Annotated in this window: 22 protein-coding genes; 12 read left to right on the top strand and 10 right to left on the bottom strand. The window is 46.5% G+C overall.

Annotated features, from left to right (window positions below; genetic code table 11):
• Positions 1 to 165: 165 nt before the first annotated feature.
• Positions 166 to 1,758 carry a catalase gene (locus ACETMN_RS22665; RefSeq protein WP_105599573.1) on the bottom strand — a complete coding sequence of 531 codons (1,593 nt, stop codon included), beginning with the start codon at positions 1,756 to 1,758 and terminating at the stop codon, positions 166 to 168.
• 256 nt (positions 1,759 to 2,014) lie between these two features.
• Between ACETMN_RS22665 and ACETMN_RS22660 the strand changes: the two genes are divergently transcribed.
• Positions 2,015 to 3,979: an ATP-dependent DNA helicase gene (locus tag ACETMN_RS22660; RefSeq protein WP_256975209.1), complete on the top strand. Its 1,965-nt coding sequence runs from the start codon at positions 2,015 to 2,017 to the stop codon at positions 3,977 to 3,979.
• 157 nt (positions 3,980 to 4,136) lie between these two features.
• On the opposite strand, the gene cysK is transcribed toward ACETMN_RS22660, so the two are convergent.
• Both cysK and ACETMN_RS22650 read right to left on the bottom strand, forming a co-directional pair.
• Positions 4,137 to 5,093, bottom strand: coding sequence for a cysteine synthase A (gene cysK / locus ACETMN_RS22655; protein ID WP_411735171.1), 957 nt, complete (start codon positions 5,091 to 5,093; stop codon positions 4,137 to 4,139).
• 131 nt (positions 5,094 to 5,224) lie between these two features.
• Entirely contained in the window at positions 5,225 to 5,614 is a 390-nt protein-coding gene (locus ACETMN_RS22650) for a hypothetical protein (protein ID WP_091018203.1), read from the bottom strand.
• A 452-nt stretch (positions 5,615 to 6,066) separates the two neighbouring features.
• On the opposite strand from ACETMN_RS22650, the gene ACETMN_RS22645 reads away from it, so the two are divergent.
• Positions 6,067 to 9,633, top strand: coding sequence for an S-layer homology domain-containing protein (locus ACETMN_RS22645; protein ID WP_411735170.1), 3,567 nt, complete (start codon positions 6,067 to 6,069; stop codon positions 9,631 to 9,633).
• A gap of 561 nt (positions 9,634 to 10,194) precedes the next feature.
• On the opposite strand, the gene ACETMN_RS22640 is transcribed toward ACETMN_RS22645, so the two are convergent.
• Positions 10,195 to 10,428: a hypothetical protein gene (locus ACETMN_RS22640; RefSeq protein WP_091018200.1), complete on the bottom strand. Its 234-nt coding sequence runs from the start codon at positions 10,426 to 10,428 to the stop codon at positions 10,195 to 10,197.
• Entirely contained in the window at positions 10,425 to 11,462 is a 1,038-nt protein-coding gene (locus tag ACETMN_RS22635) for a nucleotide-binding protein (RefSeq protein WP_051447360.1), read from the bottom strand. The genes ACETMN_RS22640 and ACETMN_RS22635 overlap by 4 nt, the downstream gene beginning before the upstream one ends.
• 949 nt (positions 11,463 to 12,411) lie before the next feature.
• On the opposite strand from ACETMN_RS22635, the gene ACETMN_RS22630 reads away from it, so the two are divergent.
• Positions 12,412 to 13,146: a YitT family protein gene (locus ACETMN_RS22630; RefSeq protein ID WP_091018198.1), complete on the top strand. Its 735-nt coding sequence runs from the start codon at positions 12,412 to 12,414 to the stop codon at positions 13,144 to 13,146.
• 125 nt (positions 13,147 to 13,271) lie between these two features.
• Here ACETMN_RS22630 and ACETMN_RS22625 read toward each other — a convergent pair whose 3' ends face one another.
• A complete protein-coding gene (locus tag ACETMN_RS22625; RefSeq protein ID WP_105599566.1) occupies positions 13,272 to 13,742 on the bottom strand; it encodes a DUF2188 domain-containing protein in 471 nt (156 codons plus the stop codon).
• Between the two features lie 389 nt (positions 13,743 to 14,131).
• On the opposite strand from ACETMN_RS22625, the gene ACETMN_RS22620 reads away from it, so the two are divergent.
• Complete coding sequence (locus ACETMN_RS22620; protein ID WP_411735169.1) at positions 14,132 to 14,932, top strand: lipid II flippase Amj family protein; 801 nt, start codon at positions 14,132 to 14,134, stop codon at positions 14,930 to 14,932.
• 60 nt (positions 14,933 to 14,992) lie between these two features.
• On the opposite strand, the gene msrA is transcribed toward ACETMN_RS22620, so the two are convergent.
• Together msrA and ACETMN_RS22610 are read right to left on the bottom strand one after the other, a co-directional pair.
• Positions 14,993 to 15,955 carry a peptide-methionine (S)-S-oxide reductase MsrA gene (gene msrA / locus ACETMN_RS22615; RefSeq protein ID WP_036614455.1) on the bottom strand — a complete coding sequence of 321 codons (963 nt, stop codon included), beginning with the start codon at positions 15,953 to 15,955 and terminating at the stop codon, positions 14,993 to 14,995.
• A gap of 181 nt (positions 15,956 to 16,136) precedes the next feature.
• Positions 16,137 to 16,826 carry a TVP38/TMEM64 family protein gene (locus tag ACETMN_RS22610; RefSeq protein ID WP_411735168.1) on the bottom strand — a complete coding sequence of 230 codons (690 nt, stop codon included), beginning with the start codon at positions 16,824 to 16,826 and terminating at the stop codon, positions 16,137 to 16,139.
• A gap of 121 nt (positions 16,827 to 16,947) precedes the next feature.
• On the opposite strand from ACETMN_RS22610, the gene ACETMN_RS22605 reads away from it, so the two are divergent.
• Positions 16,948 to 17,886, top strand: a complete 939-nt coding sequence (locus ACETMN_RS22605) for a Gfo/Idh/MocA family protein (protein WP_411735167.1) — start codon at positions 16,948 to 16,950, stop codon at positions 17,884 to 17,886.
• Between the two features lie 32 nt (positions 17,887 to 17,918).
• Entirely contained in the window at positions 17,919 to 18,233 is a 315-nt protein-coding gene (locus ACETMN_RS22600; protein ID WP_411735166.1) for a hypothetical protein, read from the top strand.
• Positions 18,234 to 18,258: 25 nt separating this feature from the next.
• Here the strand turns inward: ACETMN_RS22600 and ACETMN_RS22595 are convergent, their stop codons facing one another.
• Positions 18,259 to 19,077, bottom strand: a complete 819-nt coding sequence (locus ACETMN_RS22595) for an AraC family transcriptional regulator (protein WP_036674960.1) — start codon at positions 19,075 to 19,077, stop codon at positions 18,259 to 18,261.
• 190 nt (positions 19,078 to 19,267) lie between these two features.
• Between ACETMN_RS22595 and ACETMN_RS22590 the strand changes: the two genes are divergently transcribed.
• From ACETMN_RS22590 to ACETMN_RS22565, 6 genes are all read left to right on the top strand, one after another.
• Positions 19,268 to 20,380 (top strand): Gfo/Idh/MocA family protein, encoded by a 1,113-nt coding sequence (locus tag ACETMN_RS22590; protein WP_036614448.1) that lies wholly within the window; start codon positions 19,268 to 19,270, stop codon positions 20,378 to 20,380.
• Positions 20,381 to 20,577: 197 nt separating this feature from the next.
• The gene (locus ACETMN_RS22585) at positions 20,578 to 21,546 is read left to right on the top strand and encodes a sugar phosphate isomerase/epimerase family protein (protein WP_036674961.1); all 969 of its coding nucleotides are present in this window, start codon (positions 20,578 to 20,580) and stop codon (positions 21,544 to 21,546) included.
• A gap of 24 nt (positions 21,547 to 21,570) precedes the next feature.
• A complete protein-coding gene (locus ACETMN_RS22580; RefSeq protein WP_017687549.1) occupies positions 21,571 to 22,299 on the top strand; it encodes a ThuA domain-containing protein in 729 nt (242 codons plus the stop codon).
• 331 nt (positions 22,300 to 22,630) lie between these two features.
• A complete protein-coding gene (locus tag ACETMN_RS22575; RefSeq protein WP_167483707.1) occupies positions 22,631 to 22,927 on the top strand; it encodes a winged helix-turn-helix transcriptional regulator in 297 nt (98 codons plus the stop codon).
• 191 nt (positions 22,928 to 23,118) lie between these two features.
• Positions 23,119 to 23,850, top strand: coding sequence for a hypothetical protein (locus tag ACETMN_RS22570; protein WP_091018181.1), 732 nt, complete (start codon positions 23,119 to 23,121; stop codon positions 23,848 to 23,850).
• A 164-nt stretch (positions 23,851 to 24,014) separates the two neighbouring features.
• Entirely contained in the window at positions 24,015 to 24,761 is a 747-nt protein-coding gene (locus tag ACETMN_RS22565; protein ID WP_411735165.1) for a hypothetical protein, read from the top strand.
• Between the two features lie 87 nt (positions 24,762 to 24,848).
• Here the strand turns inward: ACETMN_RS22565 and ACETMN_RS22560 are convergent, their stop codons facing one another.
• Positions 24,849 to 25,565, bottom strand: coding sequence for a Crp/Fnr family transcriptional regulator (locus ACETMN_RS22560; RefSeq protein ID WP_091018177.1), 717 nt, complete (start codon positions 25,563 to 25,565; stop codon positions 24,849 to 24,851).
• Positions 25,566 to 25,800: the final 235 nt, after the last annotated feature.

Here is a 25,800-nt window from a genome sequence, read left to right as displayed (position 1 = left end):
GATGTTCGAAGTGGCATTATCTGTTCATTGTAGGCATTGTCCTTCATGGCAAGGCTTATCGAATCAAGCGATGTGCTCCATTAAACCAACGCTGGTACTTATCGTCCGAACAATCTCATGCATTATAAGCGATGCATAGACGAAAGTTCTACAACGCTGCCCACTTTAATATCCGTCCGTCTCCCGGCTGCGTTTCTTCGCTTGCTCGACACTTGGTTCATGTTTCGGTTGGACTGTCGCACTATCATCGGTAGGCACTGACGCCAGTCCTTCCGCTACACGACGACCGTAATCGGCATCCGCTTGGGTAAAATGAGAGATCATGCGCTCCCGGATATCCGGTTTGCATTGGGCCAGAGCATCGACCATGTTGCTGATCAGCTCATCCCGCTCCCAATCCTCGAATGCCCGGTAGGTATCCCCGGCTTGTCCAAAATCATTCGTACGTTCGATTTTCTCGCGGACAAGTCGGCCTTCCACCAACGGTTCATGTTCCGGACCACGTGGCGCCGCTTCTTTTAACCCGCCAAGAGAGGAGGGTTCGTAGTTCACATGCGGATTCTGACCAGGTGCACGATCCACCTGATATTGCATCTGCCCGCCGCTCTGATTGGTCGCAACACGGTTCTTCGGCGCATTCACAGGCAGTTGCAGGTAGTTCGCACCGACCCGGTGACGCTGGGTATCCGAATAGGAGAAGGTACGTCCTTGCAGCAGCTTGTCATCCGAGAAATCCAGACCGTCCACTAATACACCGGTGCCAAATGCCGCTTGCTCCACTTCATTGAAATAATCCTCGGGATTGCGGTTGAGCGTCATTTTGCCCACAGGCAGAAACGGAAACTGATCCTGTGGCCACAACTTGGTTGGGTCCAGCGGGTCAAAGTCCAGCTCCGGATGCTCGCCATCTTCCATCACCTGAACGCACAGCTCCCATTCGGGATAATCGCCTTGTTCAATGGCATGATACAGATCCAGCGTGGCATGGTTGAAATTCTGCCCCTGAATCTCGCTCGCATCTTTTTGCAACAGGTTACGTATGCCTTGATTGAGCGGTTCCCAGTGGTATTTGATGAGCACGCCCGTGCCTTCCTCATTGACCCATTTGTATGTATTGACACCTGATCCTTGCATCTGGCGATAATTGGCCGGAATACCCCAAGGGGAGAAGAGGAACGTCACCATATGGGTAGCTTCGGGACTGAGTGAGACAAAATCGAAAAACCGCTCCATATCCTGTGCATTGGTCAACGGGTCTGGCTTGAAGGCATGTACCATGTCCGGGAATTTGAGCGGATCACGAATGAAAAAGATTTTCAGGTTGTTACCGACGAGATCCCAGTTGCCATCTTCCGTATAAAATTTCACGGCAAAGCCACGCGGGTCCCGCAGCGTCTCGGGAGAATGTCCACCGTGAATAACCGTTGAGAATCGAACGAATACGGGGGTTTCTTTTCCTTTTTCCTGAAACAGACGTGCCCGTGTATACTTCGATACCGGTTCATTCCCGGCCGTGCCATACGCTTCAAATACGCCATGAGCACCAGCACCCCGGGCATGCACAACCCGTTCTGGAATGCGTTCGCGGTCGAAGTGAGTGATCTTTTCGAGAAAATGATAGTTCTCCAGTGTTGTCGGTCCACGGCTGCCAACGGTTCGTACGTTCTGATTGTCCGTGATGGGGTGACCCTGTCGGTCCGTTAAAGTCTCGCTTGATTGGTCTGAGGAATGCTCGGATTGTGAAGAATGGTTATCCATGGAGTGGAACGCCACCTTTCCTTAAGTTGGATTCCTGTATATATTTTCCCTGTGGGCAGGTTCTATACATCGTGGCAACCAACGAACATCAAAGCTACCTTTTGAAAAACCTAACCAACTGCCCTTCGAGCTCCCTCGTAAAAAAAGCTTGTCACCCGCCTCGCTGCGTGAGATAATTAACTTTTGTCCAGCGGCCTTTTTTGAACGGGAAAATGAAATAGGACCGCTTTGTCTAAGAATGGAGGCTGACCAAGGATTGTCTACACAACGTTATCCTTTTGCATATGATCCGGCTGAACCTTTTGTATCCCGTCTGGGAGAGTGGGTTGCCGATGTTTTTTACGATATTTTGCCTGAGTTCGGCTTCGAGGTACGGGATGAACAGATTTTTATGGCGTACCAGCTCGAACGGGCCTATGGAGATAAAAAGACCATTATGGCGGAAGCCGGAGTAGGAACAGGCAAGACGTTAGTCTATCTGCTCTACGCGGTCTGTTATGCACGTTATACGGGCAAACCGGCGGTGATCGCCTGTGCCGATGAGTCCTTGATTGAACAGCTTGTGAAGCCTGGCGGAGATATTGCAAAGCTGGCTGCACATCTGGATCTGGAAGTGGACGCACGTCTGGGCAAGTCCCCGGACCAATACGTCTGTCTGAACAAATTAAGTGCAGTGCGATTCGCGGATGAGGACGCGCAGGTGATTGAAGAGGTGCATGAGAGTCTTCCAGACTTCGTGAACACGCCAGGAACGCTTCAGGCTTTCCATCCGTATGGTGACCGGAAACAGTATCCACATCTGAACGATCGTCAGTGGAACAAAATCAACTGGGACCCGTTCCAGGATTGTTTTGTTTGTCCAAAAAGACAACGTTGCGGCCTGACGCTATCGCGTGACCATTACCGTCGTTCCAAAGACATCATCATCTGTTCCCATGATTACTACATGGAGCATGTCTGGACCTATGATGCACGCAAACGCGAGGGACAACTGCCCCTGCTGCCTGATCACAGCTCGGTTGTATTTGATGAAGGACATTTGCTGGAAGAAGCAGCCCTGAACGCACTGAGTTACAAGCTGAAACACCGCATCTTCGAGGAACTCGTGACTCGCCTGCTTGAAGGAGAGATTCGTGAATCCCTCGCCGAGCGTGTGGATGAAGCGATTGAGAGCAGTGAACGCCTGTTTGCGTTGCTCGATACGTATACGGTGGCGATTCCGGGATCGGAACGGAAAGAAGTTCGAGTAGAAGCTCCGCTTCTGCGTGAGATTGAACGTCTGACCAGTGTGCTGGATGCGATCGGTGAAGAGTTGGTATTCGAGAGCGGATTGTTCTCGCTGGACGGTTATCAGATGCGTGTCGTGGAAGAACATCTGGACATGATTCAGTCTGCACTTGCTTTGTTCCGTAAGGAAGATGGTTACATCTGTTGGGCAGAAGAGAGCGAGGATGAGACGACCTTATCGATCATGCCGCGTACCGTGAAGGAAATGCTGAATGAGCGTGTGTTCAACACAGGTATTCCAATCGTGTTCTCCTCTGCAACGTTATCTGTGGATAGTTCATTCCGTTATGTGGCGGACAGCCTGGGTATTGATGATTTTGTATCGTTCTCGGTGGCTTCCCCGTATGATTATGCGGACAAAATGAAGATGAAGATTACCGATGAAGCTATACCGGGTCATCCCGAAAATGAAAATCGCATGCGCGATGCGGTGTCCATGCTTCAGGAGAGTGGAGGACGTGCGCTCATCCTGTTCCGTACGATGGAGGAATTGCGTGCGTTCAAGCAGGATATCGTTCATGTGCCTGAAGCAGAAGGTTTGCGCTTTATGTATGAGGGTGACCGGGAGATCAGCGATCTGATCGCGGCGTTCCAGCAGGATGAGGAGAGTGTGCTGTGCTCCGTTAATCTGTGGGAAGGGCTGGACGTTCCAGGACCGTCATTATCCAACGTGATGATCTGGTCGCTCCCGTATCCGCCACAGGACCCTGTCTTCAATGCAAAACGCAGTGCGTCAGCTGCACCATACGAAGAGATCGATCTTCCGTATATGCTCTTGCGTGTGAAGCAAGGTCTCGGACGTCTGATTCGGACAAGCACAGATTCCGGTTCCGCGGTCATTCTCGATGAATCACTGTATACCAAAAAGGAAGCCAAAGACCGCATTGCGGCTCTGCTTCCCGAAGGTGTGGAATGGACAACCCTGACACACTAACCAGCTTACGTTAGATGTTCTTGCTTTGTTCTAGATAAGGTTTCTTACCAAAATAAGTTCTTGTTCTCTGCGGATTCATCATCCGTATGTGAGCAAGAGCTTATTTTTTTATTTTGATGGTTTCTCCAATATACTTTGTGTACGGATTTTTTCTTTGTTAAAAAATACCCATGCTCAGATACCGTTCCCCTGTATCCGGCGCAATGCAGAGCACCCGGTGCCCTGGCCCCAGTTCCTTCGCGATGCGAAGGGAGGCCCACACCGAAGCGCCAGAGGAAGGGCCGAGCAACAGCCCTTCCCGGGCAGCAAGCTGCCGCATCGTATCCAGTGCGTCCTCATCGGACACCTGGATGATGGCATCCCATACGTCGGTATTCAGGATGTCCGGAATGAACCCCGGACTTGTACCGACGAGCTTGTGTGGTCCGGGCTCGCCACCGGACAACACCGGAGACCCTTTGGGCTCCACCGCATAGATGCGGATATCGGGTAACTGCTTGCGCAGTTCTTCTCCCGTCCCGGTAATGGTTCCGCCGGTTCCCGCCGTAGCGATGAAGGCGTCCAGCCTGCCATCCATCTGCTGCATAATCTCGGGCGCTGTGGTGATTCGATGAATGTCAGGGTTCGCCGGATTCTCGAATTGCTGCGGAATGAAACTTCCTGGAATATCTGCCTGAAGTTCTTTCGCTTTGCGAATTGCACCTGGCATCCGCTCCGCAGCAGGGGTGAGCACCACATCTGCGCCGTAGGCTTTCAGGATGTTGATGCGTTCCTTGGACATATTGTCCGGCATGATTAGGATCGCTTTGTATCCTTTGGCAGCAGCGTTCATGGCCAAACCGATGCCCGTGTTGCCACTGGTTGGTTCTATAATGGTAGCACCGGGAAGAAGCAGTCCTGCACGTTCAGCTTGAACGATCAGGTTATAGGCGGCACGGTCTTTGACGCTGCCGCTGGGGTTGAAGTATTCCAGTTTCACGTATACGTCAGCAGAGTCGCTGCCTGTGAGCCGGTTCAGTTTAACGGCAGGTGTCTGGCCGATCAGCTCGGTTACATCTGCAGCAATGCCTGTATGTGCGTGTGTTCGTTTAATCGAATGTGTATTCAGATCCATGAAGTACAGCTCCTTGATTGATAAGACGTTGAGAGATATCCAGTTGAAATCAATTCATGACTTATTGGAATGGTTGGATATCTCTTCCCCATCTTAATGAACACAGCTAGCGATGGTCAACCCGTCAATTGTCAAACCTGTTGTGTCAGATCCATCTGCAGATGATGACTCAGCTCATTTTTGACCTCATTGCGTGCAAATGTCCAGAGCATATAGAACCGTTGCATGTATCCCCTGCACAAATAAACGGTTTCAATGCCATCCTTTCCCCGCGTTTCCTCCAGAACTTTTACTCCACGGGTTCTCATCTGTTTACGCAGTCCCAGCATCTCCTTAAGTACTTCATTCTGAATGCGGGTGAGCGACAGGATATAGACCTCGGGCATTTTCAGAAGCAGTGTATCCAGCGTTTGAATATCCCGTTCCAGTACATCCAGCAAAAGCGTACGCACAACCATACCTTTAATCAGACGATGATCTTCGTCCGCAGGCGTTGGGGCTGAAGTGGAAGAGGCGGCCATATGTTCACTTCCTTAGCCATAAATATATTGTTCTAATTAGGAACAGATGTTCCTGTTTATATTATAGTCAGCATAATCCTGAGTCATGCAGGTTTCAATCTGAAAATATATACATTTTCTCTTTAAACCCGTTTAAATCACATGAAAATCCTTGTGGAATAAGGATCACAGGCAACTTCGCCTCGTCGAAATACAGAACATAAAAGGAGAATGTACTCCCCGTGTTTAGAGTTTGTTTATAGTAACTCGTTATACTATCTTTAAAATTTCAAACCACATAGAAAGGAGTACTAATATTAAAAAAAATACATATTCCAACGGATGTACGTTTGATGATATGCGAGCCATAGTAGTTGAGTAGCTCTTAAGAAGATTTATAAGATTGACACGGGGTCAGAGCAAGGTGATACAAGGTCAGGGAATCTAATAGGATGAACGGAAGGATGATAGTGATGAATAGGCGCTTACTACAACCTAAAAAAGTGATAACGATGTTAATTGTGGCTGCTTTAATTTTTGGAGGATTTCCAGGGTTTCGGGCGTTAGGTGTAGATCGTGCTTATGCGGCAAGTGGAACATGGGTAGATGTAGGCGGAGCCGGAATTACATCAGCACAGGTGGAGAATATTACTTTGGTTTTTGATCAGGAAGGTACACCGTATACCGTATTTAAGGATGGAGCCAAAGGTGGGAAAGCAACGGTTCTAAAATTCGTTTCTGGAGCATGGCAATCCGTAGGTCTTGCAGGTTTCTCTACGGGCGTGATACATAACACCTCATCGCTCGCATTTGATTCTCATAATACTCCATACGTAGCTTATCAGGATGGCGATAATGGAAGTAAAGCAACAGTTATGAAATTTAACGGAGAACAATGGGAGATTGTAGGTAGTGCTGGTTTTTCAGCTGCGGCAGCGGTTCATGTATCAATTGCACTTAGTCCTGATAACATTCCTTATGTCGGGTACCGTGATCAATCTGTGAGTAATAAGATTACAGTGAAAAGATTGAATGGAAATCAGTGGGAAAATGTTGGCCCAGTCGGATTTACAACAAATAATGCTTCTGGATTATCTCCAATAGTGTTTGATGTTGCGGGTATTCTCCATCTTGCTTACACAGATTCAACGAATAGAAAAGCAACGGTAATGAAATTCTTAGATGCACAGTGGAAAAGTGTGGGGAATTCTTTATTTACAGCAGGTGAAGCTTCCTATCCATCCCTGGCATTTAGCCCGGATAATGTACCTTACCTTGCTTTTCAAGATGGAGCAAATAGTTTTAAAGCTACAGTTATGAAGTTTAACGGCACCCAGTGGGAATTTGTAGGTAATCCAGGATTTTCCTCCGGTACATTAAACAGTATGTCTCTAGCATTTGACCCACAAGGTGTACCGTACACAGCTTTTAAAAATCAACCCAGTAATGGCATGGTGATGCAACAGGGTGTAATGATGAAATTGGACGGGACTCAATGGACCGTGGTTGGAGGAAAACCATTTTCCGCTGGCCAAATCAATGAAACTTCACTCGCATTTGGTCCAAATGGAAACCCCTACGTTGCTTATGCGGACGGAAATAAAAATAACAAGCTGACGGTCATGACGCTATCTACAGAACATTCAGTGACTTACAATGCCAATGGTGCAACAACGGGAATGTCTCCTGTGGATAATCTGAAATATGAACAAGACGCAACAGTAACTGTCCTTGATAACACTGGAGAGCTCGAAAAGGAAGATCATCAGTTCATCGGATGGAATACAGCGGCAGATGGTAGCGGAACCAGCTACAGCGCAGCAGATACCTTCTCCATGAACGATAGTGATGTGACGTTGTATGCACAGTGGCAACCACTGTATGTAAATATTAGATTTGAATCGAATGGTGGAACTGAGATTGACAATCAAAAGGTGAACTATAACAGCCCAGCAGTAAATCCTGATGCTCCGGAAAAAGCAGGATATACGTTCTCGGGCTGGTATCAGGATAGCCAACTGCTTCAACCTTTTGACTTCAATACGAATCTGACGCAAAATATTACGCTTTATGCGAAATGGATGTCATCTACTGCAACACTCTCCACCCTTACGGTAAGTTCAGGGCAGCTGACACCAGACTTCTCTGTAAATGAGCTGGATTACCGCGTAGATGTTGAATCTGACGTGACAATTTTAGACTTCTCTCTAAGCAAAGCAAATGAAGAACAAGTCGTACACGTAACAGGCGCTACAGATGAAACCGTCACAGATGGTATATACACATACACAGTTACGGATCTGGTATACGGCTCAAACCTTGTAAACATTAATGTTCAAGCGGAGGACGGCACCAGTAACGACTATAAACTTAACATCAATCGAATTGACATCACCAATGCCAAATTGAGTGAAATAGCTATACCTTCGATCACATTAACTCCGACATTCAATCCGGATGTGGAGATTTATGAAGTAACGGTCAATAGTTCCGTTAGCACGACTGAAATTAGCGTTAAACCGGATCAAACTGGATCCACAGTGAAAATTAATGGTGTTAGTGGTAATAGTACAGTCGTGCAGTTAGTCAGTGGCATGAATACAATTATTATTGAAGTGACTGCATTGGATGGAGTAAGCAATAAAACATATACACTCAATATCAAGCGCAACAGTGATAGTTCAGGCGGATCGAGTGGCAATGGAAACTCAGGTGGTTCCAGTTCTGGTGGAAACAGTGCCAATACACCAGTGACTAATCCCGTTGTAACTCCCCCATCTAAAGGTGCTCAGGTGCTCGTGAACGGTAAAGCCGAGAACGCTGGAATCTTAACTACTACTGAAGTGAACGGGCGAAAAGTTGTAACCCTTACAGTGGACGCAGCTCTCATTGCACAAAAACTTCAAACCGAGGGGAACAACGCCATTGTCACGATCCCTGTAACAGGTAATAGCCAAGGAGATCTGGTTATTGGTGAATTGACGGGCCAGACAGTCAAACTCATGGCTGAGAAACAAGCCGTATTGGTGCTGCAAACGGATATTGCCTCGTACACGTTACCTGCACAGCAGGTTAATATTGAGCAGCTCGCGCAGCAACTAGGTGTGAATTCTGACAATTCCTTGGAGAACATCAAACTGCAAATTGAAATTTTACAGCCGACAGAAGCAGTCATACAGACAGCACAATCAGCAGCTCAGCTAAATGGATATGCTCTTCTGGGATCACCAGTTGATTTCAAAGTAACAGCCACCTTCGATGGCAAATCCGTGAGTGTGGATAAGTTCAATAGTTATGTATCGCGTACGATTGCATTACCAGGAAACGTTGATCCTAACCAGATCACCACAGGTGTTGTCGTGGATGCAGAAGGAACTGTACGTCATGTACCTACAAAAATTACTCAGGTCAATGGGGTATACCATGCACAGATTAACAGCTTGACCAACAGTGTGTATGCCGTTATCTGGCACCCGCATATTTTCAACGATGTGGCGCAACACTGGGCCGAGACAGAAGTAAATGATATGGGTTCACGTATGGTTATTGAAGGCATCACGGACACAACCTTTGAACCGAACCGTGGAGTTACACGTGCAGAGTTCGCGGCCATAATGGTACGTGGATTAGGAATAAAACTTGGAGAACAGATTAACTCTTTCCAAGACGTGAATGGAAGCGAATGGTACTCGGATGCTGTGAATACGGCGGCTAGCTATGGATTAATCGATGGTTATGAAGATGGAACATTCCGACCACAGACACAGATTACTCGTCAGGAAGCGATGGCACTTATTGCACGAGCGATGTCAGTGACTGGAATGGAAACAGCTGCATCTGCCGCGAACATTCAGCAATGGTCTGATTACGCAGATGCTGAGCAGGTAGCAAATTGGGCGAAAGAAGCAGTAGCGGCCAGCATCTCCACTGGACTGGTGTCTGGACGTGGACAAGATACTATTGCTCCGAATCAATCGATTACCCGTGCCGAAACAGCTGTAATTATACGCAGATTACTTCAACAGTCTGGTCTGATTTAGACAGCCCCAACGTATAAGTACGAAATTGCGAAATAATGACTAATGAAACAGGCAGTGCGAGGTTGTGCGTTGCCTGTTTTTTTGTGGATGAAATTAAAGTCTAATCAACTCTTATTGAAATTCTTATAGGCCAAAATATATTTTTCTTTTTTTATTTACAGAACATATGTTCTTATATTATAATTGGAAATAACAAGTAGTAGAAAAGAAGTGAACTATTACGATCATTCCTCTTCTTCTTTAGTTTGTTGATAGCAACAAACAGGACAAGCCCGCTCCAAAATTAGGTATAATTTATGGGTTTTGCAGGAAACCTAAGGCCATAAACCAAATAAGCCCTATGCAATGCAGTCTGCTACAGAAGTAATTACAAGCAATGAGTTACTGCAATGAATTGCGATCATGATTAGAGGGTGTCTTGCTTAACACGATGGCACCAGGTCAACGAGTAGAAGCAGTTTTATTTTAGCGAAAATGAGCAACAAAAAAGCCCCTGCCTTGGGCGGCGGGGCCTATGGAATACTGCCGATTCAGCGGCAGGTTTGATGATGTGTTCAGAAATTAAGCAAGATATTGAGGCTTTTCGTAGAACGCCTCTTTTTCAAGGATGACCTTATAAGGTCTTTCCTTGCCCTTCAGGGAGGGCCCAATGGTCGTTAGCGGTACGGCCGGCTTGTGGAAACGATCTTCTTCCTTGGGTTCCGGAACCGGTCGTGATGATTCGGGCGCAGAACTGAGGCGTACCTTTTTTTCGTTGCCCCAGCGCTTGCTTATTTTTTTCGTTTCCGGTTTCATTCCGGTTCGCCTCCTAACAAATCGTTGATGGCGTTGAACAGTTGACGATTCTGTAGGTCAATCTGCTGAAATACCGCCTCATCCGCTTCAATATGTCCAATAATGTGAACGGTGATTACATACCTCTTGGCTACAGGATAGCATAGCAGATACTCTTTCTCAAGGTAATCATCATACAGGTTGATCTTGATCTTGTTCTCCCGGTAAGAATCAATCACCAGGATGCGCTTGGGATCATCCGGTTGTTTGTCGTCGTTAGCGGACAAGTCATACTTTCTTCCCGGTTCTCCAACATTACCACATAATTGCTCAATATAACCACTGTCATCTGTACGGTATATGGCTGTGCCACGTACGGCAAATGGAGGATGAGAGACAAAGGCGGTACGCAGGGCATCACTCATTCGCTCCAGCATCTTGGCATCTGCTTTGCGGGTGCGCAGCAATTCCCTAAAGAACCGCAGCAACTTAAGCAGTTGTAACCTCGCTTCTCCCTCAGTGCGTTTATGCTTCTCAATAATGTTCTCCAATTCTGGATCACTCCAGCGTCCTTGTTCCTCAATACTGTCTGCAATCTTGGAACATGCCACGGACACGGCTGGTGCCCACTTTCCGTCAGAACGGATTTCATATACGAGTGGATTTAACCCCAGCAGATCTGTGGGCATACGCAATCCTTCGACCTTGGTTGTGTCCTTGATGTCTGTAATATCCTCAGGAAGAATGAAAAAAATACGTTTTCGTCCCAGACGACCCATAAACAGACCCATTTCCAGCATTGTATTATCCCGGACCGACGCGTAGTACTTCCCGCGAATTTTGGATATATCATCCGGATGAAAAATAAAAATGGCAAAGTCAGTCGTACGGACCTCTACTTCCAGATCGTCCATGGTATAGCTGCTTGGATTAAAAACCCCGGAATACCAAGGGGTAACTTCGGCTGAAAAACGTAAGTTTTCGTGTACTGCGGCTGCAATCGGCTTCGCTTCCAGCGAGCAGCCAATAAAGACTCTTGGCTTTAACGTTTTCATCAATCCGCCTCGCTTAAACGGTAGTGGGATTCAATTGTTATATTATACCATAAACAGCAGGGTAAGTATGGAAACGTTTGAACTGGACAAAGAATAAAGCCGATTACGTTTGCTATAGTGTATGTTTGAAAGGAAAATGATTCCTTTAAAAAGGGCCAAAAAATAAAAAAAGGCCCCAATTTGTCACAGTTGGGTGACTGACAGTTATTTTTGGAAGCTTCGGTCATAGAATAAAGGAGCAGGTTGCACCATTAGCAAGCATTGCTTATCCTGGTGTTGCCGTATGACTGCTGGAGCAGTCCAAAGGCTGCTTTATGCCTGTTTTTGAGGGGTCGGCTGTTTAGACCCGGTCACGTTGGTGTTATATAATAGAAGAACAAGCAAGTTAGCTTTGGTGTTTAAACTGAATGAACTTGCAACTGCTGTAAGTTGGATTTACAATTTACACAGGAACGAAGAGTGCAGAACCCATCTGTAGAAGCGAAGCGTTCGCCTGAAAGCTTTTTGAATGAAAGTAGCTTGGGAAGCATAAGCTATCATCGGATTTTCCCCAGAGGGAAAATGGAATTCCAAAAATCCGGGGATAACCGCGATCGAAAGAGGGTACTGTAATCCAAGTGTAAGTGTACAATTAAATGTTCAAGCTTATGCATTGTAGTTATTTTTCAGTTTAACTGAGCACAGCTAACCACAACAGAACAGAAAGGATCAGGATACCATGAGTTCCCGAAGGACAATCTCCCCAAGGACGATCTGGAAACGTTACGATCTCTCATACACATAGCGCCCCTTGTAGAGTACACCAACCGGTTCAAAAAAACGGCTGACTCTGCGAAAGAGGGGATTGGAATGAATATTCGAAGGACGTACACGATGAGTTCTTCCAGGCTTACCTTTTGCAGGGTACGGTCGGTCTAAAAACCAACCTACAAACTGCGAGGGAACCTGAATGAAGAGAACATCGTTAACCTTACAACACGTTAAAACAGAGGCGATCAAATTCGCCATTATGCTACTCGGTACATTTATTTTAGCTTTTGCTTATTATCACATTAACTTTCAGAATCATTTATCGGAGGGCGGATTTGTTGGTCTGGCCCTGCTCGGAAAATACGCAACAGGCTTATCACCTGCTATCGGTATGTTGTTACTGGACATTCCGGTCATGATCCTGGCTTGGTTCCTCAAAGGCTGGAAATTCATGATTCAGGCATTGCTTGGCGTCGCTGCATTTTCCCTATTCTATGACGGCTTTGAACGATACTCCACACTGGTATTGTCGTTTAACGGAAATCTGTGGATTCCGGCAGTTCTATCCGGTGTATTGACAGGGGTAGGCGCTGGGATCGTGCTTCGATTCGGCGGAGCGACAGGCGGCGATGATATTCTCGCCGTGCTGGTTAGCCGCTGGAAGGGATGGAAGCTGGGAACCGTTTTCTTTGTCAGCGATGCTTTTGTATTGGGATTGTCGCTTTTCTTTCTTCCGGTAAAAGAAACTTTATATACGATTCTGGCCGTATGGATTGCCAGCAAAGTCATCACGTACGTCGTTAGTGTTCCGGCTCGCGGAACCGTGGTTACAACTTCAGCTGTGAAATTGCCGATGCCATCGGCTGCAGCCAAGGCGGTTAACGCTGCTGCTATTTCACAACGGACTACGGTGGCTAGAGGGGTATCCAATTAACCATACGTTTCAGAACAACCATAACCTGTATGCATCATATTCAGGTCTTGATCGTTAACGTTCATATAAAATCCCTTTTGTCTGCTTTTCAGCAGCAAAAGGGATTTTGTTGTTTTCCGATTCATTCAGGGCTTGATCGAAGAAGCAATCTGACCATCCTGATTATGGATAATCGCTCGAATATTTTGTTTGCTACTCAGTTCTTTGGCCTTATCTACAGCTTCTGCCTTAGTATCAAATGTGTACAGATAGGTAGACTTTCCTTCTTCCTTGATCGCCCAACCGGAGTCGGTAGGTACTACATGGATGTTATCATGACTTTTGGACGAAGAAACGGGCTCGGAATGACGACGATCCGTGGAAGACGACTTTTTAGGGTTGGAATTATCGGAAGAAGTTGTGGAGTCCGATTTTGAACTTTCCGGTGCGGGATGATTTTCATCCCATTCTTCCGCCTTAGCTGTCGCTATGGCAATCGAGCGTCCTTCCTCATACCCGTCATCGAGCAGAGCATTGGCAATCTCAATTGCTTTATGTCTGACACGTGGTTCCAGGTTCTTCATGGATACCGGATAATCCTGTTTGTTCCAAGGCATATGAACCCCTCCTGTACAATAATGGATTAGTTGTATATTACCCTGTGAGGAGAGGGATAAACGATGAATATCCGAGGTCGTAAGTGCATTTACCGATGACCTATATAAATTGAAATAAACATTTACACGAAACGGAGAGGACAGAAAAAACCTGAAGAAGCGAAGCGTTCGCCTTTATCCCCGGATTTACCCCTTTCTAAAAGGAATCAAAAATCTGGGGATAACAGCGATCGGAAGGTTGTTCTGTCATCGGAGTGTCCGGTGTAAACATTCTTTATTTCAACTTATATAAAAGGATCTCGTTCCTATACTTTTGCAAGCTGGAGGCGTATAATGCTGTCCATGAAAGAAATAAATTCAATAAGAGGAAGATAAAGGAGTACATACATATGTTTAGTCTTAGCCTGGCAATCCCTATGTTGTTCACTATGCTGATTCATGCCGCAGACAGCTTGTCATACGCGCTCCGCCTCGGTGGATTACGCACCCGCAGAATCGCGCTGGCCATTTCATTGGCAGGTATCTTGCTGTTGGTTTCTCGAACCTCGAATATGGCCCAGGGGCCAATGGTAGGTAATCTGGTGGATACTGCAACACGTGGAGCCAATCCACACTTTGCAGCACAGCTGCACTGGTTGATGGGTGCGGCAACGATTGGAACGGCATTAGCCATATTGTGTTTTCCAACCATGGTGAAGCTCTCGTCGAGAATGGTTGTACATTTTGAAGCAGCCGGTTCTATCCCAGCAATGGTTCGCGGTATGCTGAAGCGAAGCAAGATTAGAAATGCAACGTATTACATCACTCCGCCATCCTGGAAGATGGCCAAACGATTGGTACAACATGGGATGCCAAGACGGTTAATGTTGCTTAATGTAGCGGTAACCGCAATCTATACCACAGGTGTCCTGTCCAGCTTATATGCAGCGTACCTTTACCCAGGGCAGGCTGTAGCTGCATCCCAATCAACCGGGTTAATTAACGGAATAGCGACTATTTTGTTAACCATCCTGATTGATCCGCGGATTTCCTTGCTCAGTGACCGATCATTACGTGGCGAGATCCGTTTGGATCGCATGAATCAGATTTATGGCTGCATGCTGGTATCTCGTTTATTCGGTACAATGGTGGCACAGTTGTTATTAATTCCATTTGCGTACTGGATCGGTTGGATCGTAAGTATGATGTAATTGTAATGTACAACAAAAAGAGCAGCGGGATCATCCCACTGCTTTTTTTTGTATTAAAACTTATTGGAAAAGGACGGCGTACTCACCGTATCCTTCTTTTTGCAAGTCTTCTTTGGGTACAAAACGAAGTGCCGCAGAGTTGATGCAATAACGCATTCCACCTGCTTCGGCAGGACCATCGTTGAACAGGTGACCCAGATGGGAATCGCCCTCACGACTTCTCACTTCGGTACGAATCATGAAGTGGCTGAGATCGGTTTTTTCCTTCACGTTGTGGTCACGCAATGGACGTGTGAAGCTCGGCCAGCCGCAGCCGGAGTCGTATTTGTCGGTAGAACTGAACAATGGCTCGCCAGATACGATATCCACATAGATACCGTCACCGTGGTGATCCCAGAATTCGTTATGGAATGCGGGCTCGGTCGCGCTGTTCTGCGTAACTTCATATTGAAGCGGCGTCAAACGCTCTTTCAGCCCGTCTTTATCCACGTTACCGGTCCAGTTGCGTTCGATGAAATCTACACGTCCAGAACCTTTGCTGTAGCGTTTGTAATGGGCAGGGTTCTTCCGGTGATAATTTTGATGATGTTCTTCCGCTTCATAGAACGGTTTGGCTGGCAAAATGGGAGTGAAGATTGGTTTGTCAAAACGTCCGCTTTGTCCCAGCTCCGCTTTGGAAGCTTCCGCAATCTGGCGCTGTTCTTCGCTGTGATAGAAGATGGCCGTCTGATAGGAAGATCCACGGTCATGGAATTGCCCGCCTGTATCCGTAGGATCAATCTGCTGCCAGAACAGTTCAACCAGTTTCTTATAAGGGAAGATGGCAGGGTCGAACGTAATTTGTACAGCCTCTACATGTCCTGTTGTCTCCGAGCAGACCTCTTCATATGTTGGATTCTCGGTATGTCCTCCTGTATAACCCGATACGATCTTATGAATACCGGGCAGTTCTTCAAAGGGGGATACCATACACCAGAAGCATCCGCCTGCAAAAGTTGCTAACTCACTTGAATGTTGTTCCATGCTATAGTCACTCCATTTCTGATGAAGATTTAGCGCTCGTGTTCGAGCTCCAGCAATCTACCGTTTTATTAAAACTTGTTACACAAGCATTAGGCTTGCTCTTCTATTATATCCTGAATTGGCAAGCCAACCAAGCCGGAATGAAAACAAGCTGAATCTGAACGGTTTGCGCATTCTGAATTCAGGCTTTGTTGCGTGATCGAAAGCGAAATAAGAGCAATACAATGGCCATGAGCACCAGATATCCGGCAAGAATCCCCAGGCTCAGCCAGATTGAGGTTTCAGCCTGTGCACCTGCATAGGCAAATACAAAAATCGCTGGCATTTTCCCAATGGCCGTGGCAAGCATGAAGACCCAGAATGGCGTGTACGTTATACCTGCGTAGATATTAACGGCCATCTGAGGCACGATCGGCAACAGTCGCATCGACATGACACCCATGAACGGATGTGCTTCCATCCATGTGGTAAAACGGTTTAGACCCCGAATGCGTTCGAGGTACGATCTCGCCTGATGTCTGAAGATGGTTCTTGCTCCGCCATAAACGAGCATGGCTGCAAGTGTGGTGCCAAGCCAGCATATCCAGGCTGCCGTGGTGGTACCGTAACTGTAACCAAAGGCGATAATAACAAACTTATAAGGAATGACAGGCACAAGAGCAAACAATGTTGCCATGGCGAGTAACAGCGGAATGGACTGATGAAGATCGGTCCAGGCCAGCAGTTCATATCTGTAAATAAACGTGACTCCTGCAAGTAAAACATATAACAGAAGCCATAACCATTTTCGCAAAATCCCAAACGCTCCTTTCAGATCAGGCAGGTCTGGTCGTGTCCCGATCTGTACTGCTGTTCCTCCTAAGTTTACCACGTTCGCCCATTGTCTGAACAATTCGTGCGAAGTCTGCTGCAATCACTGGCAAGTTGCTGTCTGAAGGGTTACACTATAGGACGTGGAAATATAGAACCGAACTGAAGGTGGAATGATCATCATGGAAACAACCCAACGTAAACGAGTTGCAATTATCGGCCTCGGCGATATTGCACGTAAAGTATATTTGCCGCTGTTAACAGCTCATCCGAACGTGGAGATTGTAGGCATTATGAACCGATCTCCGGAGCCGGTCAAAGCCGTTCAAAAGGCGTATAGATTAGAACGGGGAACAACGGATCTGAAAGAACTGTTGTCCTGGGATCTGGATGCGGTGTTTGTACATACAGCAACGGAAGCACACTTTGATATTGTCATGCAGTGTCTGGAACAGGGATTAGCCGTGTACGTAGACAAGCCATTATCCTATACGATTCGGGAGTCGGAAGAGATGACTGCTTTTGCCGAGGCACAAGGGCTGTTGCTGGCAGTGGGCTTCAACCGCAGATTCGCACCGATGTACCAAAAAGCGAAAGAATGGATGCAGGGTGGAAAAGGCTTTGAGTCCCTGACAGTGACCAAACATCGTACAGGCATTCAGGATCGTCCTGCGGCAGAAACCATCTATGATGATCTCATCCATATGCTGGACCTGATGTTGTGGTACTCAGATCATAATGTGGAGTTGCTTCATCAATGGATTCGGAAGAATGATCTGGACAGACTGCTGCATGCAACCGGAACGGCCAAGCTGGGCAGAACAGCCTACGGTCGATTCGATATGGTGCGTGAAGCTGGGGCAGATCTGGAGAAGATCGAATTGCATGGTGGTGGACGATCTGTTGAAGTGGTGAACATGGACACGATCAGCTGCATGGAACAGGGGAGTCTGGAAACCAAAGAAACGTTCGGGAGCTGGGACACCGTGTTAACACGCAGAGGTTTTAGCGGAGCAGTTGATAATTTCCTGGCTTGTCTGGACTCACCTGATGATTGCCTGATCAGTGCAAGTCATGTCATGGACAGTCATGAACTGGCGGAACAATTGATTCGCAAATAATTGCAGAATACACATACGGAGGAATACAAGTCATGGATGAATATGAAAAGGAACGTAATAAACAGATCGAGGAAGCTGTTATAGAAACCTATAAACAGGAAGAAGAGATGATGATCCTCGTATTTGCCCAGTGGTGTGTCAATAATGGTTTGGACCCGGAAGAGATGTACCGGCAAGCCTACCCGAATCAGCAGAGCAATGAGCGTTTGCAGCAGGTGCAGAAGCTGATTGTATCCAAGGAGGAAGCCGGTGAGATCCCGGATGATACGGTACTTGGCGTGTTGTCCATGTTTGGCAATGAAGATATGGCGATGGTTGTATCCGAGGCCATAGCCGCGCGCAAATAAGTTCAACTTACGTATACTGCTATGATTACATCTGTTCCCGGTGAATAACGCGGAATTCCTTCGGGGACATGCCGAACCGGGAACGGAATACCCGATGAAAATAGGTATAGTTGTTAAAGCCGGAAGACTCAGACACTTGCTCCAGGGTCATAGGGCTGAAAATAATCCGTTCCCTGGCCATATTCAGCCGTACGTCAAGCGTGTATTGCATGATGCTTTTGCCAAACGCTTCTTTGAAGAGATGAACACCCCGTGAAACACTGATGCCAATATGTGTTGCCACATCATCGAGCTTGAATAAAGAGGAAGCGTTTTCTTCAATGTAGTTTTTGATCTCATAAGCCACGTAATTGGTGTTGGTTATCGTTGGATGCTCCGCGAGCAGACGATCCACTTCGAGACATAAAATTCGCATATAATAACTTGAAATTTCCGGATAAGGATTGGAGATGCGGCGCTGCTCCAGTACGAGCTGTCGAAACAGGACCAAGAGACTTTCCGTCAGTTCGACTTTGATTCGGGTCGGCCGTTTGTGACGTTTCCACCACTCATCCACCCAGGAACCATTAAAGAAGATGTGATAGTCGCCACTCTCTACCAGTCGTTCTCCCATCGGATTGGTTTCATTGTCTATTCTCAGCTCATAGGGCTCGTCAGGATCAAAAAGAAGCAGATCGCCCGCATCCACCAGGGACATGTCCCCGTCTATGCGTGCACGGCAACGTCCGTCTGTTTGCAGTCTTAACAGGTAGTTCTTCACCCCTTCAGGCTGCACCATAGCGTAGGGTTTACGATGAAATGAAAAGCCTGCTGTAAGAACTTGGCAGGTTTGATCTGTCGGCATGGGCATACTCCTTGCAATTTGAAAATTATGACCAGATAGTTCATGTTTCAATCATATTATTCATTTTAATTGAAGCTGAAACGGAATACCATAGTATTAGATTTAAGGAACAGGAAACATCGAACAAAACATATGTATCTCAACCATTCAAACGCAGATTTTCACCATGCGTAAGGAGATGAACGTCACAGTGGAGAAAATGAAAGCAGGCATCATCGGGTGTGGTAACATCAGCGCCATCTACTTGGAAAATCTCAAAAACAACCCGGTCATTGAAGTCGTGGCTGTTGCGGATTTGATTCGTGAACGCGCTCAGGAACGGGCAGATGAATTTAATATCGCAAACGTTTACAATGTAGATGAGTTGCTGCAAAATAACGAAATTGAACTTGTGTTGAACCTTACGGTTCCTGGCAGTCACGCGATGACCGATCTGGCTGCACTCGAAGCAGGCAAACATGTGTATGCCGAGAAGCCGCTGGCAATTTCTCTTGAGGATGGTCGCAAGGTTGTTGAGTTGGCTGAGGAAAAGGGATTGTATGTTGGTTCTGCACCGGACACCTTCCTTGGTTCAGGCATACAGACAGCTCGTAAAGCCATTGAGGATGGGCTGATTGGCAAGCCGGTTGCAGCGACTTCATTCTTTATGGGTGGAGGACCAGAAGCTTGGCATCCTAATCCGGAGTTCTTTTATGTTGCAGGCGGCGGACCCATGTTTGATATGGGACCTTACTACCTGACCGCTCTGATTACGCTGCTTGGACCGATTCGCAGAATCAGCGCCTCGGCAGGCATACAGATTGCAGATCGCAAGATTGGCTCTGGGCCGAAGGAAGGCACAGCACTACAAGTAGAGACGCCTACTCACTTGGCAGGAACCATTGATTTTGCAGAAGGTGCCATTGCAACCATGATCACCAGTTTTGATATTCGCGGAGCTTCGGATCTGCCACGTATTGAAATCTATGGTACAGAAGGTACGCTTAGTGTACCGGACCCCAATTATTTTAACGGGGAAGTGAAGGTTCGCAGATACGGTCAAGATACTTGGGAGACGGTCAAACCAGTCTTCGAAAGTGGACAAAACGAACGTGGCATCGGCGTAACGGAAATGGTTGAATCCATTCGTGCTGGACGGGAACACAAAGCCAGTGGCAAGCTTGCTTATCACGTACTGGAAGCCATGCATTCATTCCAGCGTTCTTCACTTGAAGGCAAGCACATACATCTGGAGAGCAGCTATGATTCTTTTGCAGTAACTCGCACAGTTCAAACTGAGATTGAAACCGTGGAATCCCACTAGTCTGAGTAAAAAGTATTCGAAGCTTGATGCTCTTACGAGTGAAGCAGAATAACCAGTATTCTTACGTTCAATTTCAGGATAGAAACACTCTCGATTTTCCACACTAATCAAACAGGCATGTGATCTGAACGGTAATTGTAGTTCAATATTCATGAATTCAGCAATCATACGATATCTAATCCAGGGAGGAATTGCACTTGAAACTCGGCGTATTTTTGGTACTATTCGGAGGACGTAAATTGGAGGATGCTCTTGATTATGTAGCATCCAAGGGATTAAAAGCAGTAGAGATCGGAACAGGCGGACATCCAGGCAATGCACATTGTAAGCCAGATGAGTTGTTAAGCAATCCTACAGCACTGAAAAATTTCAAAAATGCAGTGGAATCACGTGGTTTGACGATCAGTGCACTTAGCTGTCACGGTAACCCGCTACATCCGCAAAAGGATATTGCCAAAGGATTTCACGATGATTTTGTTAAAACGGTAGAACTGGCTGAGAAGTTGGAAGTACCTGTAGTGAATACTTTCTCCGGTTGTCCGGGAGACCATGAGGATGCCAAATATCCGAACTGGCCTGTTGCACCATGGCCAAATGACTTCCAGGAGATCCTGAAGTGGCAGTGGGAGAACAAAGTTATCCCTTACTGGACAGAGTGGGGGAAATTTGCAGCAGATCGTAACGTAAAAGTTGGATTGGAGCTGCACGGTGGATTCTCCGTTCATACTCCAGCAACGTTGCTGAGATTGCGTGAAGCAGCAGGTGAAGTGATCGGAGCCAATCTGGACCCAAGTCACATGTGGTGGCAAGGTATTGATCCGGTTCAGGCAATTCACATCTTGGGACGTGAAGGAGCTATCCATCACTTCCATGCAAAAGATACAACAATTGATCCGGTAAACGTGAACAAACACGGTGTAACGGATATGCAGGACTATACCAATATGCTGGATCGGGCTTGGCAGTTCCGCTCGGTTGGTTATGGACATGATAACAAGACTTGGGCAGATATTATGAGTGCCTTGCGTCTGGTCGGATATGATTATGTAGTAAGTATTGAGCACGAAGACGGTCTGATGTCGGTTGAAGAAGGATTCTCTAAAGCCGTGCAAAATCTCCAGCAAGTATTAATCGAAGAACCGCTGGGCGATATGTGGTGGGTTTAGAGCTACACTAGGGGGAAATTGAATATGATCAACGTCACCATTTGGAATGAATTTGTCCATGAGAAAATTCACGATGAAGTAAGGGAAGTCTACCCGGATGGTCTGCATCGAGCACTGGCTGACGGACTTGGCGGCGAAGGCTTTGCTATTCGTACAGCTACACTGGATCAGCCTGAACACGGATTAAGTGATGAAGTGCTGAATTCCACAGATGTGCTCATATGGTGGGGACATATGGCACATGATCGCGTAAGCGATGAGATCTCACAGAAGGTCGCGCAGCGAGTGCTGAACGGGATGGGAATGATTGTGCTCCATTCAGGTCATTTCTCCAAACCATTTAAAGCGCTGATGGGAACCAGCTGCGATCTGAAATGGCGTGTAGCTGACGAGCAGGAAATTGTATGGTGTGTTAACCCATCTCATCCGATTGCGGATGGCATCGAAGGCAAGATTGTATTGGAAAAAGAAGAGATGTACGGCGAATTCTTCGATATTCCAGTACCAGATGAACTGGTGTTTGTAAGTAACTTCCAGGGTGGGGAAGTATTCCGGAGCGGATGTACGTTCCGGCGTGGTGAAGGTAAAATCTTTTATTTCCGACCAGGTCATGAGACGTATCCGACCTATTACAAGCCGGAAATATTAAGAGTGATCAGCAATGCTGTTAAATGGGCATATCCTGCCCGCAGTTTTAAGCCGGAATTTGGCAAGAGCGAACCTGTAAGACCATTTGGTGGCGTGCTGGTCTAATTCACTAACTCAATCGTGAAATGGAAATTATAAGTTTCATTCAAAAAGAACCCTTCTCCGAGTCGATGATGACTGTGGCAGTTGGGTTCTTTTTGGGTAAGATAGTACTATGGGGAAGTTATACGATATTTCCCATGGTTACGACGCAGCGTGTAATGTATACTGGGATGTATGATCCATTTTGGATGTTATGCTTCTAAAATTTAAACTTTTTAGTTGCAGGCGTTTTCTTTGAAGCTTAAATATGTTATTATGAAATATACTAACAAAATGTAAGTTGATTTGAGTGATCTCTAAAGAGGTGATTAATGTGGAAGGTCAAGACTTGCGGATGTGTCCGCGTTTCGAGACGGCGTTTTCTTTTTTGGGCAAGCGCTGGAATGGTTTAATTATTCAAACGTTGATGAGTGGTTCGAAGCGATTCAAGGATATCTCCAATCTGATTCCATCCATGAGTGATAAGATGTTATCCGAACGGATGAAAGATCTGGAGAGTGAAGGTATTCTGGTTCGTCACGTCTATCCCGAGACGCCAGTTCGTATTGAATATGAACTGACGGAGAAAGGTAGAGCGCTCCAGCCCGTCATGAATCAAATTCAAGACTGGGCTGAGCAGTGGGTTGACTAACGTATAAGCATCACCCACTTTTGTTACATGAATGACATAGACTCCTGATTTCCGTGGAAATCAGGGGTTTTTGTCTTAAGTATTAGGTTGATCGGCGTTTTTCTCTTGGGCTATGCACATGTTGTCATGAGTTGTAGTATAATCTATAGAAAATGGCCACAGACGGCCGGAGCGAAGGAGGCCCACTTGTCATGAGAGAAGAAAGCTTATCCCGTGAAGTACGCTACGGCAAAGAAGATATTGCAGAACTTGAGAGCGCATCCATTCAGGTCCATCTAATTTATAAAAAAGCTGCGGAGTTGTTCAAGCGCACCGCATATTCCCGTTCAATTAAGGATGATCTTGCCGAAGTGAATACGCATTCTGTGAACAGCGATGGTCCGAGATTAGCTCCGGCGGTGCTGCAAAAATGGATTCAAACGTCCAGGGGCTGGAAGTGTATCGGATGTGAGCTGGGACAACCTGATTCAACGACTTCTCAGATGGAAGAAACCATCCAGGGTAAGCGGTTGGTTCTGGATGTGGGAGAAGGTCGGCTGGTTCAGGCAGAAATGCTGATTCAGGCGGTTGTTTGGTCACAATATGAGAAGATTCGAATGTTTGCACCATGGCTGGGTGATGAACCCTTTTACAGCGTGCAGGAACTGGATGTCATTGCCCGTTATATTGTGCCTACCTATTTTTCGGAACGACCTTTGCATGAGCAAGGGAAGGTGTTCAAGGTACATCAACAATATGGGCAGATTCCTTTGTATCAGGAGTATGTAGACGCACCTTCATGCTGCGTGCAGGTGGACGGTGGATTGCTTGAAGGGCGATTGCTGACAGGTGTATACGTATCTGAGGAGCAGTTCTTTGGGCTTAATCCATATCTGAAAGATGGCGATGGAGGACGGACATATATGCAGGCTAGTGTCCAGTGATAACGGAACCAATGAGAACATAAAAATGATTTAGATTGGAGAGCCTGTGTGCAGGCTCTCTTTGTTGTATAAGCCCTCTCTGGAGGGCACGCGCAATAAAAGTAACGGCTTTGACACTTTTTTTTGCCGAAGGTTGTGCCATAATAGAGGTTATGGACAACAGGGTGAATGATTTTACGCAGGGTGGTGTTACCTACATGATGAAGAAAATCCCCGGTTACATAGGTGTATGTTTGCTCCTACTGGCGATCTTGGCTGGTTGTAGTGAGACACAGCCTTCTGAGCAGCCAATTGTCAAAGAGACAGAAACAGCGAATACAATCACAGTGGCTGTAGATGGCAGTACGTTTTTGCCTGATGCAACAAAGTCCATTAAGCGAGATTTTAGTGAGGGTTTGACACTCAAAAAAGCATTACTCAATAGCGGACTGGTCGATTTTACGGCAGATGGCAAACGGATTCAATCCGTCGGTGAAGTTTCTCTGGATTCTTCGCTTAGCTGGGCTGTCAAATTGAATGGCAAGGATATTGAGCAGGAAGATTGGGACATGGAACTTCATGCCAAAGATGAAGTGATCATTTACGTGAAAGCCGCTGACAGTGGGGGGGATGGCGTTGCATATCAGACAACGTTACTCAAGGTTAGCGGTGGAAACATTATGCCAACCCTTAATCGTCAATATGCCGGCGTCTACGTTCAAGAGTGCACAGTTCGTGATGTGTTGAAGTCCAGCGGCATTGTAAGAATGTCGGAGAATAACAAATTTGTTGTTTCGGTCGAGAATGTTACGCCTCGTATGAATGAGCGATGGGTCATTATGGTGAATGACAAAGAATTAATGGAAAATGGTCTGGACATGAAATTGAATCCACGTGATGCGGTAAAGCTTGAATTGACCAATGCATCCTAAGTATACCAAGAAGCCCAATCTCTTTTTAGAGAACTGGGCTTTTTTTCATTAAATATATAAGCAACATCCGATTAGCATAGTCAAATATTAAATACGACAGATCTCGTTCGGGCAAAGTTCACAGTGACAGATTCCTTGCAGCATCTTCAGATCTTTGATGACAATCATGCCATTGTCATATTCAATCCCATCTTTCTTACGCAGGTCGCTTAACATGCGGTTTACACTTTCACGAGTGGCTCCAATCATATTGGACAGGTCCGTGTGGGTAATTTTTTTGTGAATAATGACATGCTCTCCATGCGGCTCACCATACGAATTCGACAACCGAATGAGGGTGGAGCAAAGTGCACCCGGTTTGCCATATAACATGAGATCCCGGAATTTGGTCTGTGTCAACCGGTGGTGGATGCCCATCCATTTCATAAAGTCGATCGCAAAGTCACAATGCTGGCAGATTAACATCTCCAGGTCTTTATGCTCCAGTACACCGATCTCACTATCCTCCAGCACTTCCGCTGAGAAGCTGTGTTTAGAGCCAAAAAAGGGATCAGCCTGCCCAATCATATCACCGGACTGATACATGTACATGATCAGTTCCTTGCCTTCATCCGTGGATTTGGTGATCTGTGCACGGCCCCGTTTCATATAATAAAGTTTGTCAGAGACGTCTCCTTCCCAGTACAGATGTGTACCTTCCGGATAGGTTCTATCTTTCATGGTAACCAGCAAATGGTTGAAATTCGCTTCCGAGAAACAATTGGTATTGCCGCGCTTTTCCAGTACAGTTGTTAGTTCTGTCATAAGTCTATCTCCCCTTTATGTCCATCGGACGACCTTCTGTAGTTTCCAGTAGTCTCCGAGGTTTGCCGCAAACCGTTGCCGTCCTGATCAGGTCATCTCGGCCGGGAGGAAGGACGGTACAAATTGCGGTGGTTCAATTTTTAAGTTCAGTATATACCTAATCTTACCGTTTGAGGGGGAAGGAAAGGGGGCAAAAATGACGAAATTTCAAACATTGTGATAAAATTCACTTTTA

The organism is Paenibacillus sp. M2 (assembly GCF_046713495.1).
In the GTDB taxonomy this organism is placed as follows: domain Bacteria; phylum Bacillota; class Bacilli; order Paenibacillales; family Paenibacillaceae; genus Paenibacillus; species Paenibacillus amylolyticus_B.
This window is presented reverse-complemented; position numbering and strand designations above follow the sequence as displayed.